Source organism: Vibrio sp. Vb1554 (assembly GCF_033344235.1).
Window position 1 is genome coordinate 18,731 of sequence record NZ_JAWPOJ010000039.1, and the last position, 19,369, is coordinate 38,099.

Below are 19,369 nucleotides of genomic sequence, written 5' to 3' on the forward strand. Positions count from 1 at the left end.
TAATTGATAAGTACTATGATCAAACGCTCTCTTTTACGTCGTATTCTTACAGCCACCGCGTTATTGACGGTGTCTTCTACTGGCTTTGCTGCCGATAAACTCAGTATTGGTATTACGCTTCAACCTTATTACAGCTATGTTAAAGCCGTTGTTGGTGAGAAGGCGGACATCATTCCTTTGGTTGATGCTGGTTTTAATCCTCACAACTATTTGCCACAACCTAATGATCTTAAGCGCTTAAATGAAATGGACGTAATAGTGATCAATGGTATTGGTCATGACGATTTTGCACTGAAAGTGATCAAGGCTTCTCAGCGTGATGATCTCGTGGTTATCGAGGCGAACAAAGAAGTGCCTTTATTGCCTGCTATGGGGCAGTCTGTTGGTCAAGGAGCAGTGAACCCTCACACCTTTGTCGGTTTATCAACAACCATTCAAAAGGTTTACACCATCGCGAGTGAGCTAAGCCAATTGGACCCAGACAATGCTACGTTCTATCGCCAAAATGCTCGTAAATACGCGAAAACATTTCGCCTGATGAAGCGTGATGCAATGTTGTCTCTTGGTGAGTTGGACACGGCTGGTATGAAGGTGGCGACAACCCACAATGCTTACGGATATATCCTTCAGGAGTTTGGTGTTGACGTTGCCGCTGTCATTGAGCCTGCTCATGGTGTAGAACCAAGTGCAAGTCAGCTACAGGAAACGATAGAGAAAATTCGTGAATCGGGCATTGATGTTCTGTTTTATGAGCTCAATATGCCGAATCGCTTTGTTGATACCATCGAAGAGGCGACTGGGGTGCAGCTTTATCGCTTTTCTCACATGACTCACGGTGAGTATGAGGCCGATAAAGTTGAGGTTGAGATGCGAGATAATGTGGAAACACTAATCGAAGCCATGAAATTTGTGGCGAGTAAGCGAGCAGGGGAAAAGGCGTAATGACTGGACCTTCCGTTTCCTTAAGTAACGTGGGCCTAAAATACGCCGACAATATCATTTTGCAGAATATCAGCGCCGAATTCGAGAACGCGAAATGTCACGTGATTATGGGACCGAATGGTGGTGGGAAAACTTCTTTGCTTCGTTCGGTACTTGGACTTACGCCGTTTTCGGGAAACATTGCACTCAATTGGCCAGAGCCATCAGCTGCATCGGGGAAGATAGGGTATGTGCCACAAAAAGCGATGTTTGAAGCAAGCCTCCCGTTAACCGTGATGGATTTTGTACTGCTTAACCAAACCCGTATCCCTCTATTTTGGCGACGTAAAACGAAACAAACTCAACATGCCCTGGCCCAGCTGGATCGCGTGGGTATGGCAACGCGTAGCGACCGTCGTATGGGGCAACTCTCTGGCGGTGAGCAACAGCGTGTTTTGTTTGCGCAAGCTTTACTGGATGAGCCCAATTTATTGGTTTTAGACGAACCTACAACTGGCATGGATGAGCAAGGTGTTCGATATCTTGAAGGTTTGATTCATGAAGTCGTTGGAGAAGGCAAAACGGTACTGGCAGTACACCATGACGTGACCGCAGTGCGCCGTTTAGATGCGCAGGTCCATGTTGTAAATCGTCAAATTGTGGCGTCAGGGCACCATTCAGATGTACTAAGTCCTGATCGTATAGAAACATTATTCAAGCACTACACAGCAAAAGTGGAGGCTGCATAATGGATTGGTTGCGAGAGTTAGCGGTTAGCGGCGTTGAAGCTGGATGGTTAAGCGATAGCTTTTCTTATGCTTTCATGGTGAACGCAATTGTTGCAGCGCTGATATTAGGACCATTACTTGGTGGTCTTGGTACATTAGTCATCGCCAAGCGACTGGCTTTTTTCTCTGAAGCGGTTGGGCATGCTGCGCTTACCGGAATCGCGATTGGTGTGTTGCTCGGTGAGCCGCCAGAGAATCCGATCATCGGATTGTTTAGCTTTTGTATGATTTTTGCGCTGTTGCTTCACTTTGTTCGTAATCGTACGAATGTACCTTACGACACACTGGTTGGGGTTTTTCTTGCACTAGCGTTAGCGGTTGGTGCTGCGCTGTTAATGTACGTTGCTCGCAAGATCAACATTCACATGTTGGAGAACGTGTTGTTTGGCTCGATCTTGACTGTGACGGACAACGATATCCTTATTTTAGCGATCAGTTGTTTGATCATATTACTGCTTCTTATTCCAACGTTTAACCGCATTTTGCTGACTTGTATTAGCCCGGATATTGCACGTGTACGCGGCTTTAATACCAGCTTTTATGATTACTTATTTGTCATGATGATCACCTTGGTCACCATCGCCGCGGTAAAGATTATTGGCGCTGTATTGGTTGGTGCATTGCTACTGATTCCTGGTGCAACGGCTCGGTTATTGACTAAACGCATGGGCAGTTTTGTTCTCCTTTCTTCTTTATTGGCAACCATTGCGTGTTTAGTAGGAACCATACTGCCGATGGAGCTTGAGCTACCAGTGCCATCAGGCGCATCCATCATCATTGTTTCTGCGGCATTTTTCCTAACAGCAACGGTTTACCGAATTATCCAAAAAGCGTAACCCTTTTTATAAAGTAATGAACATGAAGATAAAAAAATTAGCGATAACTTTTGGTTTGGTTATAGCGACAACACTTCCATCGTTGGCAAGCGCCAAAGACATTTTAACCAGCACTCCCGTCACGTACATGTTGTCTGAGCAACTCATGAAAGGTACAGGGATAGAGACTCAGTATCTGCCTCCAAAGCGTTACGGCGTTGAGCGTCTTGAGAACTGGTTCGCAAATAAAGGTACAGAGCAAGTTAAGCAAGCGGGTCAAGCCGCGACGGTTGCTATTACTCTTGGTGCGATTTGGAAACAAGACCCGACTTATGTTTACGCTCGACAGGGCAACATTCACTTGATTGAAATCGATGCATCGCAGGCCATTTCTCCTAGAGCTCAAGGAGTTGCAGTTCTGACATTGGAAAACGGGTCAACATCGAAGTACGCATGGCTGAACCCTACAAACTTAATCCGAATGGCGGGCATTGTTGGAGAGGATCTACAACGTGTATATCCTGAACACCAAAAGGCGATTCAAACGAATCAACAGGCTCTTATGCTCAATGTGCGTGAACTGATCAACCAACAACAGGCAGAGATCTTCGATAAAGGCATCGATTCAGTGGTACTGATGAGTGAGTCATTAGAGGACTTTGCCTCTGGCAACCAATTGTTTGTGGTTGGGCGCGAATTTAAGCCGGAACTTGAGTGGACAGAAGAAGACAAATTATCTTTAAAAGCTCAGTTTGAACAAGATAAAACGCTATGGTTAGTGACGGATAAACGACCGTCGAAAACCTTGACATCGCTTATTAAACCGAGCCGCATACTGCAAATTGATGTTATTGACCGCTGGGGCAGTAACGGTATCAAAACTGAGAAGCCACTCGCACGTTGGGAGATGTGACACGTAAAAAGCCACAGATTTTATGATGGGGAGTGAAAAGTTCCCTATTTTTTTGTGATTAAGCTCAAAATGTGAGCATTGATACCACTGGTTGCATAAGAAAGTGTTTGTTTCATTTCTATTTCATTACTACTTTGTTATGTGTTCGTTGCGATTGATTCGGATTTAATCTGTTTCTAAGCGAACCGGTACAAACAACTATACGGATGTTAACAATGAAAATGAAAACTCTAGCCGTTGCAGTGGCGGCACTAGCATGTGGTTCACAGGCCTTCGCAGCAGAAGTTTACAACAGCGATGGTACATCTTTATCGATCGGCGGTCACGTTTCAGTTGGCGTGGGTGAGTATTTCGAAGAAGAAGTAAAAGTTCACCAAGTGTCTCCACGTATCAATGTTGCGGGCAAGAAAGACATTGGCAACGGTATCACTATCGACGCTAAAGGCGAATGGGCACTTAACTACCTAAATGGTGGTAGCCAGTCGTTTTCAACTCGTTTGGGCTACATCGGCGCGACCCACCAGCAGTTTGGCCGTTTAGTGGGAGGTACACAGTGGTCTCCGTACTACGATGTCGCTGGCGTTGCGGATCTACCAATCGCGTTCGCGAACGACTTTTTGTACGACAATCACAACAATCTAGGTACTGGTCGTGCTGAAAAAATGATCAGCTACCGTAAAAGCTTTGAGTTTGGCGAAGGTTTTGCTTTCAACCTAGGTCTTGGTTGGCAAGGTGAAAATGATGATAGAGGCCTATCATTACAACAAAACCCTAACACAGGTCTTCCAGAATACGTTTCTAAAGGCAGCAAGTATGACCAACGTGGTCAAATCGCACTGAGCGGCTCTGTTGCGGGCTTTGGTCTAGGCTACGTATACAGCGGCGGTGATGTTGAGAATTCTGGTCTAGGTACTAAAACTGCTGAATCACACCTTGTTTCTGTAAATTACGGTGAGTATGGCTCTGGTCTGTACGCAGCTGTTGTATACGGCATGAACGAATACTTCTACGAGATGCGTGAAGAAACTACTCAGATTGAGGGCCTACTAGCGTACGGAGTCAACAATTGGACGTTCAGCGTTAACTACGAAGGTGTAGAAGACGACAAAGACAACAAGACAGTTTCAAGCGAAACTGCGCTACAAGCAGAGTACGCAGTAACTCCTGCATTCGTTACTTTCGCTGGTTACCAGTTTGACCTAGGTAACGACTACAACAATGAAGAGAACGACTACTGGACTCTAGGTGCTCGTTACTACTTCTAATAAATAGGCCAGTTTCTACTGCCTAAACACATTTATTGTGTTAACGCCTACTCGTTGTGAGTAGGCGTTTTTCTTTCTGCTATCCTTTGGCTATAAGAGACGCTAGTCATTCTGTGCTTAGGTAACCCCACTCTTTGTTTAGAGAGTGCGTCTATAAAAAATGCCCGCAACTTGCGGGCATTTTTGTTGTTAGAAGAGATGCAGTTCTATTAATACGCTTATTTTTTATCGAGTAAATCGAGGAAGAAGGCATACTCTAGCGCATCTTCTTTTAAGCGCTTAAATCGACCAGATGCGCCGCCGTGTCCGGCTTCCATATCGGTTTTGAACAACAAGACGTTATCGTCTGTCTTCATTTCACGAAGTTTGGCGACCCACTTCATTGGTTCAAAGTACTGTACTTGAGAGTCGTGCAAGCCAGTCGTTACCAACATGTTCGGGTAGTTTTGCGCCTTGATGTTGTCGTAAGGCGAGTAACTCAACATATAGTCATAGTATGTTTTGTTATTTGGGTTACCCCATTCATCATACTCATTGGTGGTCAATGGAATCGATTCATCGAGCATGGTGGTTACCACGTCCACAAACGGAACATGTGCACCGATACCGCGGTACAGTTCTGGTGCTTGGTTGATGATAGCCCCCATTAAGAGACCTCCTGCAGAGCCACCAACAGCGAAGACTTTATCTTTCGCGCCGTAGCCTTGTTCAACCAAACCTTTAGTCACATCAATAAAGTCGTTGAATGTGTTTTGCTTGGTTAGTTTTTTACCGTCTTCATACCAAGGGCGGCCAAGCATTTCAGATCCACGAATATGAGCAATGGCGTAAACAAAGCCGCGATCCAATAGACTCAAACGTGTCGAGCGGAAAGTTGGCTCAATGGTTGCGCCATAAGACCCATAACCATATTGGTAGAGTGGATTCGTACCATCTTTCTTAAATAAGTCTTTACGATACACCAAAGAAACGGGTACTTCTTTACCGTCACGGGCTGTGACCATGATGCGTTCTGATTGGTAATTGTCAGGATTAAAATCACCAAGTACAGGTGTTTGCTTCATGATTTCTGACCCGCCCGTTGTTAGATCGAAATCGTAGTAGGTTCCTGGAGTGGTTAAACTGCTGTAATAAATACGAACTTTCTCGTTATCCAGCTCTAGGTTACCTGTCAAATAGGCAGCAAACGCATCGTCATTAAATGTGAGGGGGAATTCTTTTCCTGTTGAAAGCTGACGTACAGTGACGCTTGCTAGGCCGTTAGAGCGCTGCTCATAGACGATGTGATCATCGAATAACTCGAAGTCGACAAGTTGAGTGTTGTCGTCTGCGGCAATCACATCTTGCCATTTAGAGCGGTCATGTATGTCATTTTGATGAACTTTCATCAAACGGAAGTTGACGGCTTGATAGTTAGTATAAATGTAGTACCAATCGCCTAGCTTAGAAATACTGTATTCAATGCCATCTTCGCGAGGATAGAACGGTTTCGCCTTTGCTTTAGGGTTGTTCGCATCAATGATAGAGACCCCACTGGTTTCTGTACTCGAATGCCAGATATAAATATCTTCGCCATCTTTGCTTTTGCTTAGTGAGGTGTAATAGGCGCTGTCGGTTTCCTCAAAAATCAGCTCATCGTTGCTTTGTGGTGTGCCCAATACATGACGATAAACTTGGTAGCCCAATAAGGTCTGAGGATCTTTTTTGATGTAGTAAAAGGCGTTGTTATCGTTCTGCCATGCGACAGCGCTTGAGGCCCCTTCGATTTCATCTTGTAGGTAATTGCCTGTTGTCAGGTCTTTGATCTTAAGGGTGTACACGCGGCGGCTTAATGTGTCTTCGCCATACGCCAATAAGTTTTCATTCGGACTAACGTATAGGCCGCCGATACTGAAAAATTCATGTTCTTTTGCTAGTTCATTGACATCTAAAATGATTTGTTTGTCTTTGCCTGCAAAGTCTTTAGCTCGCAAATGGACTTCGTACTCGTTATCTCCGGTCACTTCACTGGAGTAGAAGTAGTTGCCTTTACGAACCGGTACTGAGTTGTCGTCTTTTGCGATACGCCCTTTAATTTCTTCAAATAGCGTATCTTGAAATGTTTCAGTGTGCTTTAGAACGGTTTCTGCGTACTGATTTTCTTTCTCTAGGTGCTGTAAAATTTCAGGGTCTTTACGTTCGTCGTCACGCATCCAGTAGTAGTTATCAACGCGGGTATCGCCATGAATAGTCATCGCGTGAGGGACTTTTTTCGCAACCGGAGCTTGAGTTTGTTGAGCAACGATCTGTGTTTGGGAGTATTGAGTCATGCTAGGAATTCCTTGATTGCTGCATCCGGCGACAAGCGCGACCGAGACGGCCAACGTAGTTAAAGTGAAACGCATCTGATTTTATCCTTATTGTACACCCAAGTGGCCTCATCCTGAGGGCTGGGCTTTCATTTTGTTAGTGGTTTTCAGTTGTCCATTCTTTGTTATGGGGTATACCGAAAAAGTGAGAATCCTCAATATTTCCGAGTTGGATACTCAATTTGAAGAGAGCTGAAAACACATTGTGTAAGCAGCTGTTATTTTTAACAAATATCAATTCGAAAGTTAAATCATTCTCATCGGGAAATCGATATAGTGTGATATGAAAAAAGGGACACACTTGTTGAGTGTGTCCCTTTTGGATTTTGAAAGTAAGCTGATAATGATCAGATAACTTGCGGTACTTCGTTTGAGTGATTGTGTGCTCGATTCACCCACATTAACCCAAGCATTGCAATTACCGACATTGCCATCATCAAAATGCCCAAAGGCATCTGGTTATGCGCTGGAAATAGTGACGCGAGCAAAGTTGCGACACCTGCCCCCAAGTTTTGCATGCCACCCAATGTCGCGCCTGCTGTTCCTGCATGGTATGGGAATGGCGCAATCGCTCCAGTTGTTGCTGCTGGGAAGAGAATACCCGCACCCAAAAAGTACACGGTTGCGCCTCCAACCAGCGTTAACGCCGTGGTCAAACCAAACAAGCCTGGGATGAGCACAATAGCAGAGCCCACAAAAATAGAGACCAAGCCTACGTTTAAAGCACGACGCTCAGAGCGACGTCTTGCGATGTAGCTAGATAAGCCTGCGCCCACCAAGTAACCTGGGATCGGCAATATAAACAGCAAACTTACCGTTGTTGCAGGTAATTCTAATACCCCACCCAATAACACCCCAGCCGCTGCTTCGAATACACCCACACCAGCGAATGTTGCAACCAGGCAAATCAAAAAGCCTTGAAAGCGACGGTCAGACAAAACGTGTTTGTAGCTTTTGGCTACTGGTTCGAATTTGCGTTTCTCTTTTGGTAGCGTCTCCATCATGCTTGTCATCATGGTGATCACAACCGCGATAGCAAATAGCGCTAAGAACAAGTAGCTCGACCGCCATCCGAAAGCTTCTGTTAGGTAACCGCCTAATACTGGTGCCATTAATGGTGAGAAAATCACACACATGCTAATTAAGCTGTTTGCTCTGTGTAGATCAGAGCCTTCAAAGCAATCGCGAGTCAGAGTGCGTGACATCGCACCGCCGCAGCCAATACCTAAGCCTTGGATAAAGCTACCAATCAAGAACCATTCAAATTGATGTGCAAATAATGCTACCAGTGTACCCGCGATGTAGATAAGCAGCCCGACGATGATGATCGGTTTGCGTCCCAAGCGGTCCGATAGTGTGCCATACGCAAATTGCGACAAGCCATATGGGATTAGATAACAAGCCATCACAGCTTGAAGTGATGACGCAGATACCAAAAACTCGCCCGCCATATGACCGATTGAAGGCACGTACATTGTCTGGGTCATTTGACCCACGGCAGTCAATATAGCGATTAAAAAGGTAAGTTTCGCTAATGGAAACGAAGCAGACATTTGCGTATCTCTCCAAAAAATTTAAGACGTAAAAACCCTTAGCGCTCTTTTACAGAGTGCCAACTGACTTCTTGTGTTGCGGGGGTATTTGCGCGAGATAATAGTGCTTGCTTGTATAATTAGCAATCGAAAACTGTGAAGTCGAGCAAGATAAAAATCTATGATTTCAATTAGAAAAACTAATCCGATTTTGTTTTCAAAAAGAGGTGCATTTCTTTGTCTATTTACGTTAAATCTTTTGCTTTTCGTGAATAGTATGAGCCTTATAGGTAACTGGTTTTAATGGTTAAAGTGCAAAAATAAAGCGTCTGCTCGGTTGATCTGAGTTCAAGATGAAACGAGTGAATAAAAGGTAGAGGAAGGCATCAGAAAGAAAAGGGAGCCGAAGCTCCCTTAGAAATGATTATGTCTATTCGCGCTCAGATGCGTATGCGTAAAGCATTTCTAGTGCGATGGTTGCTCCCGCTAGTGCGGTAACATCACTGTGGTCGTATGGAGGCGATACTTCGACAACATCCATACCCACGATATTCATGCCGGCTAAACCACGAATAATTTTCAGCGCTTTGTCTGAGTTCAAGCCACCACAAACTGGTGTACCAGTTCCCGGTGCGAAGGCCGGGTCTAAGCAGTCGATGTCAAAAGTGACATATACTGGCTTGTCTGCGACGGTGCGACGAATTTCTTCTAGGATCTCGTTCACCGACATGTCATTCGCTTGCATCGCATTAATCACATTGAAGCCGTGATCTTGCTGTTTGTACTCCGTACGAATGCCGATTTGTATTGAGTTCTTTGCTGAGATCAAACCTTCTTTCGGCGCATGGTAGAACATCGTACCGTGGTCGTATGAACTGCCATTTGCATAGGTGTCCGTATGAGCATCAAAGTGAATCAACGCCATTTGGCCATGATGCTTCGCATAGGCACGTAGGATAGGTAGCGTGATGAAGTGGTCACCGCCCAATCCCAACATGGTTTTACCACTTTTTAGAATTTCACTGGTTGCCGCTTCAAGGCGGTAAGTAAAATCTTCCGCATCACCGCAATCGAACACGAGATCACCTGCGTCGATCACTTTCAGTTTATCCAATACGTTGAAGCTCCACGGGAACTTCTTACCTTCCCATGCCAAGTTGACTGAGGCACGGCGAATTGCATCTGGACCCATACGCGCACCTGGACGACCAGATGTTGCCATGTCCAGAGGGACTCCCAACACCACAACGTCTGCGTCTGCCGATACCGGGTTACGAATGTACGGCAGACGTAAAAACGACATAGAGTTGGAGTAAAGCGAATAATCAGTTTTAGTAAACAAATCATTCATATCAGAAGTCCTCTAAATAGGTGTATCCTGCTAGACCTTGTTCTAGTTCTGCTAGGATTTGTGTTTGTTCATTGGCTTCAACTCGCTGTGAAACCAATTGTTTATAATTGTCACGAATCGCATCCACGTCGATATGAACGTAGCGCATCATGTCTTCTACACTATCACCTTCGTTGATGTAACTGATCTCAAATTGACCGTGTTCATCAACATTGACTACAGCACTGTGGGTATCACCAAATAGGTTGTGCATGTCACCAAGGATTTCTTGGTATGCGCCTACTAGAAAAAAGCCCATTAGGTACGGTTTGTCTTTGCTCCAAGCTGGTACAGGTAGCGTGCTCTCGATGCCTTGACCATCAACGTAGTGATCGATCGCGCCATCAGAGTCACATGTGATGTCCAACATCACTGCACGACGCTCTTCCGCCTCGCCCAGACCAGAAAGTGGCAGAACAGGGAACACCTGATCAATACCCCAAGCATCTGGTAGAGATTGGAAGAGAGAGAAGTTCACGAAGAACTTATCCGCAAGACGTTCGCTCAACTCGTCCAGAATCGGACGGTGGAAGCGATTCTTAGTGCTCATCTTGCGGCTTAATTCGAAGTAAATGCGCAGTGACAATTGTTCTGCCCACGCACGTTGCTCCAAGTTAAGCACGCCTGTAGCAAATTGAGAGTGCACTTCTGCCAAATCACTTTGGGTATCATTGTAAATCTCAATTAACGCACGAGCGTCTGTACCATCTTGTAAGTTTTCCCAGTTTCGCCACATGTTTTGTAGCAAAAGCGGAGCGTCATCATCAAGCTCATGTACTTCTTCCGGTAGGTACGATTCGGTACCAATTACGTTAGAAATCAATACAGCGTGGTGCGCTGTTAGCGAGCGACCCGATTCCGAAATGATCACTGGCATTGGTTGTTCGTATTGCAGACACACATCGCCCACTGTGTTGACGATATTACGTGCGTATTCTGCAAGTCCGTAGTTCATCGAATTCGATGATTGGCTGCGTGTGCCGTCATAATCCACTGCCAAGCCGCCGCCCACATCGAAGTACTCGATGTTTGCACCGAGTGCGCGTAGTTCGCAGTAGAAACGTGCAGACTCGTTCACACCATTGCGTACATCACGGATGTTTGCCATCTGTGAACCAAGGTGGAAGTGAACCAGTTGCATCGCGTCTAGGTTGCCTTCGCGTTTAAGACGTTCAATAACGCTAAGCACTTGCGATGCTGATAAACCAAACTTCGATTTTTCACCGCCACTTGCTTGCCATTTCCCTGCGCCTTGAGAGGCGAGGCGAATGCGTAAACCAAGGCGCGGTTTTACGCCCAAACTTTTCGCTTCTTCTAGTACCAGATCCAGCTCAGAAAGCTTCTCTAGTACGATGAATACTTTGTGACCCAGCTTTTCACCGATCAGTGCAAGACGCACATACTCACGGTCTTTGTAGCCATTACACACGATTACGGAGCTACCTTGTTGAGCCAATGCAAGTACCGCCAACAATTCTGGCTTGCTACCCGCTTCAAGACCAAGCTGCTTGGTTTCTAGTTGAGCTTGGCTCGCTAGAATTTCATCCACCACTTCACGTTGTTGGTTTACTTTAATTGGGTACACCAACAAGTATTTGTTTGGATATTGGTATTCTTCAATTGCTTGGTTGAATGCGTGGCAAATACCATGCACACGTTGGTGCACGATTTGCGGGAAGCGTACTAATACAGGCAGATTTAACTGCTTCGCTTCTAGCTCATTTACAATAGCGCTGAAAGGGATTTGATGTGCACGATCACTACGTGGTGATACATATACTTCGCCTTGGTCATCAATGCCGTAGAAACCTTGGCTCCAGTAGTGAACGTTGTAGTCCGCGCGGATGCGGTCTAATTTAGTTGCTTTTTCCAACTCGATTCTCACAAAAATGTACTTAACTCCTTAATTAATTAGAAGGAAAAGTACAAAAAAGCAAATCATGAGGTATTTACCTCATACCCTGACACGAACTCCGTGTGCGCGCATTAACGGATAAAAGGGCCCTTGAGTCTAATGATTAAAATCTATCATCTCGATTATGATTTGTTGTCGTCGCTACGTGTGAATATTTGTTTACCGAAGCGTCCATTCTGCTGTTATAGTTGGTCTGACCAGTAAGGATTCGGTCATGAAGCATCTCACTAAAATAAGGACATATTTTGCAGCTGCACAGAATTCAGGGGTACATTCAGACCATGTATCTCGCCGAATATCCCGATAGATTATTGTTGCTTGATGGTGCCAGTCGAGCAGACATTCCTCATCTTAAAGACTTTATTGAACATCAACTCCATCGTCCTTTTTCTGATCTAAAGTTGGTTGTTGTGACCCACATGCATCCAGACCATGCTGGTGGTGCGCACAAACTACGTGACTTAACAGGATGCAAGCTATTGGCCGCAAAGCGAGAGAACCAGTGGTATAGCGGTGTAGACGGTTGGCTAATGCATTTGACCGATTTGATGTTAGCACGCTGGATGGCGAATCGGATGCGTAAACCAAAGCAAAACCTGTGGTATTCCCGCAAGCTAAAGCCAGATATTGAACTTATTGATGGAGAGTTTATTCCTGGATTTGATGATTGGCAGGTGCTAGAAACACTAGGGCATACCGACCGAGATCTGTCGGTTTATCATTCTGAACAAGATGTACTGTATGTGGCGGATTTAATGGTGCAGGTGAAACAGCATCTGATTGCGCCGTTTCCCATATTTCATCCGAATCAATATCGGCAATCATTAAAGCGTGTGTTTGAGATGAATCCGCAATGTTTGCTTTTGGCACATGGGGGAGAGGTGACTTTGGATGAAAAAGCGTATCAGCACATTTTGAATACAGCGCCGACTAAGCCAATGACGCACTGGCGAGTGACAAAAGTTAAAGCGAAGGGATTGTTGTTTGCGTTATTTCGTAGGAAGTAGGCTAAGATAAAGCCAGACGAGTGATGCTCAACAAAAACGTTCGATCACTCATCTGAAGCTACGGGGTTAAGATGCCAATAAGTGAGATTGGCTAGGATCAACCAGCACTTTGTCTGCCATACCCTGACGACCTAACAACATCATGTAAGTCATTTTTTCACGGTTAGTCAACGTAATGTCGATTGACCATTGTTGGTCGCCCATACGCAGCATCGTTGTGATCACGCAGCGGTGCTCAAAAGTACCGTTAGAAGATTTAACCTTACGGTTTGCTTTTAGTTTCGCTGTGCAGCGAACCACTTGTTCTAAATGGTATACATCTGGGTGCAAATCGAATGCAACATAAGACTGACCATCTTTTTCAAAGCAATCAATATTGTCTACATGTAATGAAGAGGTTTGAGCGCCTGTATCAATACGCGCTTCAAGGTGAGTAATCCCTAACTCTGGCAAGCAAATAGCTTCGGCATTCCCAATGATCATTTTCTGATTCATAGTGTCATCCTAGCGACGAGTAACAAGAGAGCCGGTTTTTGGCTCTCTTGTGCGTTAAACAAAAATCAACCTTTACCGCGAGTACGGTTTGAATTTGGCTTAGCGTTTTTCTCGATAAAATCGAAGATCATACCTGCAATGTTTTTACCCGTTGCTAGTTCGATGCCTTCTAGACCAGGGGAAGAGTTCACTTCCATTACCACTGGGCCATTTTTAGATTGAAGGATATCCACACCACAAAGGTTCAAGCCCATCACTTTCGCTGCATTTACAGCGGTCGCACGCTCTTCTTTGCTCAAACGCACGAGTTGTGCAGAGCCACCACGGTGAAGGTTAGAACGGAACTCGCCTTCTTTTGCTTGGCGCTTCATTGCGGCAATCACCTTATTTCCGACAACAAAACAACGGATGTCCGCGCCTTTTGCTTCTTCGATAAATTCTTGCACCATGATGTTAGCTTTCAAACCCATGAAAGCTTCAATCACGCTTTCTGCCGCTTTATTTGTTTCAGCAAGTACAACACCAATGCCTTGAGTGCCTTCTAGCAATTTAATTACTAGAGGTGCGCCACCAACGTTTTTGATCACGTCCTGAATGTTGTCAGGATGGTGAGCAAAGCCAGTGCGTGGCAAACCGATGCCTTTACGTGATAGCAGTTGCAATGAGCGCAACTTGTCACGAGAGCGGCTGATCGCGACAGATTCGTTGACACAAAATGTACCCATCATTTCAAACTGACGTACAACAGCAGTGCCGTAAAACGTAATAGATGCCCCAATACGTGGAATAACAGCATCGTATTGCGGTAATTCTTCACCCTTGTAGCGGATCTTAGGGTTGTTGCTCGTAATGTCCATATAACAGTGAAGCGTGTCGATCACATCGATTTGATGCCCACGTTCTTCACCCGCCTGTTTTAGGCGCATGGTTGAATATAAATTCTCATTACGAGAGAGAATAGCAATACGCATGGCAATTCCTTAGTAAGTCAGTACCAAATTAAAATATAAGTATAGAGCATAGAATGCAGTAGGCAGGTGATCATGTTATGACATAACCTACTTACTTCAACGATTTAGAATTGTGGTTGAACAACCACGTCGTCAGAGGTGCGCACCTTAGGGCGTTTTTTTGTGAGATGAAAACGAAAAAGCATCGTCGACACGACAAAAATATTTTATCGAACGCTCACGCCTTGCGGTATGAGACTGTCAAGGGTGAGATAAATAAAATTGAGCAAAAATTTCATCGCTTTGTCACGAATTATCGCTTAAAAAAGCGGCCAATTTGACCGCTGTTTTTAGCTGTTTTGATAGTGACTTAAAAAAAGTTCCGCCGTTTGGGTAGCTAACAGCCTAGATTCTTCATTCGACAAAGAGGGGCGAATTCCCATTAACTGCGGCCAGAATGCACTGCCTTTAAGTAAGTTGTGCAATTGAGTGCTTGCTATATGTACATCATCAATTTGCAAAGCGCCACTGTTCGATTTCTCCGTAAGCCAGCGGTACAGGGCGGTTTCCTGTTTCGACATTTGTTCTGCTTGTTCTTTGAGATCTTCTGGCTTAAATAAGAAGTGCCCAAATGCCACTTTTGCCAGCTCAATATAGTTTGGTTCCGTCACCACAATGATCTCGCTGTAGAGTAATTCAATCAATTGATCTTTGAGTGGCAGAGTGGCCAAGCGTTTAATATCGCTTTCCATCATTGACGAACGCCAAAGCTCAGTCAGCAACTCCGTCACGATCGCTTCCTTAGAAGGGAAGTGATTATAGACCGTGCGCTTAGAGACTTGTGCGATTGAAGAGAGCTTATCCATGCTGGTGTTTTGCACTCCAAACTCTTGGAACGCTTGCCTTGCCGCGCACAAGATGGCTTCTCTTTTGGTTTCGCTACGACTTTTTCTTTTTACATTCATAAGCTTGCTAAGTTAAGAAGATCATTTCTTGATCTATTTTACACTAAGTAGTTTACTTTTGATAATTAGAATGTAAACTGCACCGTGTAGTTTACTTTTGTTCGGGTTAACTTTTTATGAAAAAAACTTTGCTAGCCACAGTAGGAGCGTTCGCGATGGGTACATCAATGATTTCTTGTTCTAATGTTGATACTGAAAAAGCGCCAACATACCCGGACAAATTTGCAAATACAGAGTTGGAATACAAAAGCGGTTTGGGCGACATGTTCGAAATCATGAAAGCGTATTTTACGACTGAGCGCCTTAACCCAACACCAACGATTGAAATTCCAGTGCATGCGATCACAGCGCGGCAACTGTTAGAAGAGCAAGATGACGTCATCTATCGTCTGGGTCACTCAAGCGTATTAATGAAGCTCGATGGAAAACTGGTGATGACCGACCCTGTATTCAGTGATCGCGCGTCTCCTGTACAATGGGCAGGGCCAAAACGCTTTCACCAAACCCCCATCACGATAGAAGATTTGCCAACTATCGATGTGGTGGTGATCAGTCATGACCATTACGATCACCTAGATAAAGCTTCTATTAAAGTGCTAGGCGACAAGGTGGGCACTTTCTTGGTGCCGTTAAAAGTTGGCCAATTACTGGTGAATTGGGGTGTACCCAAAGAGAAAGTGATCGAACTAGACTGGTGGGAGTCACACTCTGTTGACGGCATTGAATATACACTAACTCCGACTCAGCATTTCTCTGGTCGAGGTTTGACAGACCGCGATACGACGCTGTGGGGCAGTTGGGTTATCAATGCACAACAACACAAAGTGTTCTTCAGTGGTGACTCTGGTTACTTCAATGGCTTTAAAGAGATTGGCGAAAAGTACGGTCCGTTTGACTTCACCATGATTGAAACAGGTGCGTACAATGAACTCTGGTCAGACATTCACATGTTCCCAGAGCAAAGCGTTCAAGCACACATCGATGTGCAGGGCAAAGTGATGATGCCGATCCATAACAGCACGTTTGATTTATCAATGCACGATTGGAATGAGCCAATGCAACGCGCGTTAGACATCAGTGAAGAGCGCGGTGTAACGTTGGTGAGCCTTGAGATTGGTCAACGCTTGGCGATTGCGGAGCCTCAGCCTGCTAAGGCATGGTGGCAATAATTGCTGAGCTAAACAGCCAAACACCAGAATAGTTAAGTCACTTATCAGTAGTTACTATTAGTAGTTACGTGGTCAGGGATAAGGATAAAGGTGCGATGAAAGCAAAGTGGACGTTGTTACTTACATTAAGCATTCTGCCTACCTTTGCACTAGCAGGGGTAGAGCAAGATATCTCGACGTTGATAAAACGAGTTGAGCAATCCTCTTGCACCTTTATCCGCAACGGCAAGGCGTACACTAATCAAGAAGCGGCAGAACACATGCGCAATAAATGGGATTACGCCAAAGATGACGTTGATTCCGTGGATGTGTTTATAAAAGAAGTTGCGTCGAAAAGTTGGTTGTCTGGCAAACCATATTGGGTGGATTGCCAAGAGGAACGCATTACCAGCGAAGAGTGGCTAACATCATTGATGCGCACCACCGATCACATCCAATAACACTTCTTTGATGGTCTGATAGCGCAGAGGTAGAGCACGACTGCGCTTACGAACCAGAAATAGCTCTTCACATACAGTGTTTTTCAGTTGAGCAATGTATAACGTGTCTTTTAGTGGAAAATTGTCGACCGCACTTTGAGGCAGCACGGTGAAGCCAAGTCCTTTGCTGACAGGTAGCAAAATTTGGCTCAATTGATTTACGTAGCCGGATAATGGTAAATCGCTCATCTTAATTTCTTGGAGCTGTGGCTCTTCACATTGGTCAAAAAAAAGTGTCATGTAATGCTCGGCATCAGGGTGGCTAATGACACCACAGTCATGCAAGAGTTTTGGCGTTATCTGCTTATTTTGATATTGCTTTGGCAGAACCAAGCACAACCTCTCTTTACCAATTCGCTCACTGTGAAACAGACCTTTATTGGGAACATCAGTCACGATACCAATATCAATGTGCCCTTGCGTTATGGCGTTGAGAATAGATTGATTTGGCGCGGCTTCTAAATGTAACGATAAGCTCGGGTGCTGTTTTTGCTTCTCCAAAATGGGCCCATACAACATTAACGCCATTGCACCAGAACAAGCCAGTTTACAATGGCCTGAAAACGCATCATCAAAACTGAGCTCTTCGAGCAGCTTCTTTTCTCTATCTTCTAACTCGAGCGCATATGCGTAGACAATCCTGCCTTGCTCGGTTAATTCGAAGCTTTTGTTTTCGCGCTTGATCAAGGCATGCTGACAACTTTGCTCTAATTTTTTGATGTGTTGGCTGACGCCAGGCTGAGTCATAAAAAGTTTTTCTGCCGTTTGCGTAAAATGACCGACTTCAATCAATGTCTTAAATGTATGTAACCAAACAGGATTAAGCATAGTGTGTGATTTTCTGAGAGCTTTGTTGGGAGACGTAAAGAAAATGATAGCACGGTGTTTTATGAAAACAGAGAAGACTTAAACGATAAAGATGAATCGCTATCAATACATTACAGACAAAATAAAACCCCGCCTGGTTTCCCAGACGGGGCTTATTCTTTTTCGCAGCAATCCAGCTACTAAAAGGTGCTCCCTGCATCTATCCTTGATTGTGGCTAAGTCCTTTAACCGAGTTCCTTGTTCATCGCCTTCCTAGCGGTGTCCATTCTTGCCTATCATCCTGACGGGCGAACTCTATCCTAGAGCTTAACTACATCCTTGCTGACAACTCATCCTAAGCTATCAAATCTTCATCCTGAAGATACCCAATCCTTTAGGCTTTTTTCCTGTTCCCGCCAACATCCTGTCGACAAATTGAGTATTGATGTTTTGCTGATTTGACTCAATTAACTTTTCTAAATTATTTTTACTTATTATTTTAAGTGAATTTAAATATTGTTTTTAAATCATATGTTTAATGTTTTTTCTGGCATTGCTCTTAGAGGCGATTAATCTATTTGCTTACAACTCTTGTAAGAGATCTCGCACAAGTTTGGTGGTGAATGTATTAATGTGCGCTTTTTGTTCCGAGTTCTGTGGATTGAACTGGATCACAATGCGTTAAAAGGGAGACGATAAAGATGAAAGTGAATTGATCTTGAGTAGAGATTTGTTTGAAAAGAAATAAAAAATCTTGCGGTTTTTATAAACAGTGTGGTAAATCTGAAATGCCCACCTTGTTAATCCTTATTAAGATTCAATGACAGTATAAGTAGGGAACTTGATTGCCATTTTTCTGTCATATCTGGTGAGTAAGTTAACCGTGTCAGATAGATAATATGCCGTTTGCCAGTAAAAATAGGCTGCAAGAAATCGGTAATTATTATTATGTTGTGAAATTGGTCACGGTTAAATGATTGATTCCCTTATAGATTGAAGGGGATACGACCTTAGACAATAAGCTCCATGAGGAGCGTTACTTATATAAGATGAGGGACTTTACTATGAAAAAGACTAGAAGAGCTCAGCTACATCGTGTGCGTATTCAATACTGGAAAGACACGAAAGACGCCCCAGCTAAAAAATCATAGTTAATTATACCTAAAGGCACGAGCTGGCTGTGGAACGCAGTTTCCCGTTGATTGCCAGCTCAAAAACGCCACAATCACTCCGCGCAACTTCCCAAGCACCCTATTTTTAATATCGCATTCTTCCAAAAATAAAAAAGCCAGTCTTAAGACCAGCTTTCTCTACCATTTACTGAGCTCTGCGTATTACAGGTTGCCCTTTAGTTACAGGTAGTTGGCGTCAACTAGTTCGCCCGCTTGCGCGCTTTTCACTTCTGGGCGTGCTTCTAACCATTTGATAACTTGCGCTTTCTGTTCTTCAGTCGCACTGCCGTAACGGTCAGTAGAACATAGGAAGCCTTCAAACAGTTCTAGACCACCGCCACCGAAGCAAAGACCAAGCTCGTCAATGTAGTCGATAAAGTCATCAACGAATGCATCGTAACGGTCGAAGTCGTTAATGTCTGTTTCACAGCTGATCTC

17 protein-coding genes are annotated in these 19,369 nt (G+C 44.5%); 8 read left to right on the forward strand and 9 right to left on the reverse strand.

Annotation, left to right across the window (positions count from 1 at the left end; all coding sequences use genetic code 11):
* The first annotated feature begins 15 nt into the window (after positions 1 to 15).
* The 5 genes from R8N28_RS21495 (at position 16) to R8N28_RS21515 (ending at position 4,702) form a co-directional block, all read left to right on the forward strand.
* Complete coding sequence (locus R8N28_RS21495; protein ID WP_065275096.1) at positions 16 to 942, forward strand: metal ABC transporter solute-binding protein, Zn/Mn family; 927 nt, start codon at positions 16 to 18, stop codon at positions 940 to 942.
* Positions 942 to 1,670 carry a metal ABC transporter ATP-binding protein gene (locus tag R8N28_RS21500; RefSeq protein ID WP_017635536.1) on the forward strand — a complete coding sequence of 243 codons (729 nt, stop codon included), beginning with the start codon at positions 942 to 944 and terminating at the stop codon, positions 1,668 to 1,670. The genes R8N28_RS21495 and R8N28_RS21500 overlap by 1 nt, the downstream gene beginning before the upstream one ends.
* Positions 1,670 to 2,545: a metal ABC transporter permease gene (locus tag R8N28_RS21505; RefSeq protein WP_005393560.1), complete on the forward strand. Its 876-nt coding sequence runs from the start codon at positions 1,670 to 1,672 to the stop codon at positions 2,543 to 2,545. Before R8N28_RS21500 ends, R8N28_RS21505 begins: the two co-directional genes overlap by 1 nt.
* 22 nt (positions 2,546 to 2,567) lie before the next feature.
* Complete coding sequence (locus R8N28_RS21510) at positions 2,568 to 3,437, forward strand: metal ABC transporter solute-binding protein, Zn/Mn family (protein WP_005374240.1); 870 nt, start codon at positions 2,568 to 2,570, stop codon at positions 3,435 to 3,437.
* Between the two features lie 215 nt (positions 3,438 to 3,652).
* Positions 3,653 to 4,702, forward strand: a complete 1,050-nt coding sequence (locus tag R8N28_RS21515) for a porin (RefSeq protein WP_005374238.1) — start codon at positions 3,653 to 3,655, stop codon at positions 4,700 to 4,702.
* Positions 4,703 to 4,920: 218 nt separating this feature from the next.
* Here R8N28_RS21515 and R8N28_RS21520 read toward each other — a convergent pair whose 3' ends face one another.
* From R8N28_RS21520 to speA, 4 genes are all read right to left on the reverse strand, one after another.
* On the reverse strand, positions 4,921 to 7,086 hold the full coding sequence (locus tag R8N28_RS21520; protein WP_082240176.1) for a S9 family peptidase: 2,166 nt from the start codon (positions 7,084 to 7,086) through the stop codon (positions 4,921 to 4,923).
* 311 nt (positions 7,087 to 7,397) lie between these two features.
* Positions 7,398 to 8,603: a multidrug efflux MFS transporter EmrD gene (gene emrD / locus R8N28_RS21525; protein ID WP_005374234.1), complete on the reverse strand. Its 1,206-nt coding sequence runs from the start codon at positions 8,601 to 8,603 to the stop codon at positions 7,398 to 7,400.
* A gap of 409 nt (positions 8,604 to 9,012) precedes the next feature.
* Complete coding sequence (speB, locus tag R8N28_RS21530; protein WP_005374233.1) at positions 9,013 to 9,933, reverse strand: agmatinase; 921 nt, start codon at positions 9,931 to 9,933, stop codon at positions 9,013 to 9,015.
* A 1-nt stretch (position 9,934) separates the two neighbouring features.
* Positions 9,935 to 11,845, reverse strand: coding sequence for an arginine decarboxylase (speA, locus tag R8N28_RS21535; RefSeq protein ID WP_047102851.1), 1,911 nt, complete (start codon positions 11,843 to 11,845; stop codon positions 9,935 to 9,937).
* Positions 11,846 to 12,168: 323 nt separating this feature from the next.
* Here speA and R8N28_RS21540 point away from each other — a divergent pair, with 323 nt between their 5' ends.
* Entirely contained in the window at positions 12,169 to 12,894 is a 726-nt protein-coding gene (locus R8N28_RS21540; RefSeq protein WP_054574596.1) for an MBL fold metallo-hydrolase, read from the forward strand.
* Between the two features lie 66 nt (positions 12,895 to 12,960).
* Here the strand turns inward: R8N28_RS21540 and R8N28_RS21545 are convergent, their stop codons facing one another.
* From R8N28_RS21545 to R8N28_RS21555, 3 genes are all read right to left on the reverse strand, one after another.
* Positions 12,961 to 13,389, reverse strand: coding sequence for an ATP-dependent zinc protease (locus R8N28_RS21545; RefSeq protein ID WP_065275097.1), 429 nt, complete (start codon positions 13,387 to 13,389; stop codon positions 12,961 to 12,963).
* A 65-nt stretch (positions 13,390 to 13,454) separates the two neighbouring features.
* Positions 13,455 to 14,360: a 30S ribosomal protein S6--L-glutamate ligase gene (gene rimK, locus R8N28_RS21550; protein ID WP_005374224.1), complete on the reverse strand. Its 906-nt coding sequence runs from the start codon at positions 14,358 to 14,360 to the stop codon at positions 13,455 to 13,457.
* A 329-nt stretch (positions 14,361 to 14,689) separates the two neighbouring features.
* Positions 14,690 to 15,304 (reverse strand): TetR/AcrR family transcriptional regulator, encoded by a 615-nt coding sequence (locus R8N28_RS21555; RefSeq protein ID WP_021035906.1) that lies wholly within the window; start codon positions 15,302 to 15,304, stop codon positions 14,690 to 14,692.
* 155 nt (positions 15,305 to 15,459) lie between these two features.
* Between R8N28_RS21555 and R8N28_RS21560 the strand changes: the two genes are divergently transcribed.
* Both R8N28_RS21560 and R8N28_RS21565 read left to right on the forward strand, forming a co-directional pair.
* On the forward strand, positions 15,460 to 16,473 hold the full coding sequence (locus R8N28_RS21560; RefSeq protein ID WP_065275098.1) for an MBL fold metallo-hydrolase: 1,014 nt from the start codon (positions 15,460 to 15,462) through the stop codon (positions 16,471 to 16,473).
* A gap of 95 nt (positions 16,474 to 16,568) precedes the next feature.
* Complete coding sequence (locus R8N28_RS21565) at positions 16,569 to 16,913, forward strand: DUF5329 family protein (RefSeq protein ID WP_017635527.1); 345 nt, start codon at positions 16,569 to 16,571, stop codon at positions 16,911 to 16,913.
* On the opposite strand, the gene R8N28_RS21570 is transcribed toward R8N28_RS21565, so the two are convergent.
* Both R8N28_RS21570 and R8N28_RS21575 read right to left on the reverse strand, forming a co-directional pair.
* Entirely contained in the window at positions 16,881 to 17,780 is a 900-nt protein-coding gene (locus R8N28_RS21570; protein ID WP_065275099.1) for a LysR family transcriptional regulator, read from the reverse strand. The genes R8N28_RS21565 and R8N28_RS21570 overlap by 33 nt on opposite strands.
* A gap of 1,331 nt (positions 17,781 to 19,111) precedes the next feature.
* The coding region (locus R8N28_RS21575) for a 50S ribosome-binding protein YggL (RefSeq protein WP_318080838.1) at positions 19,112 to 19,369 on the reverse strand (258 nt) is incomplete at its 5' end.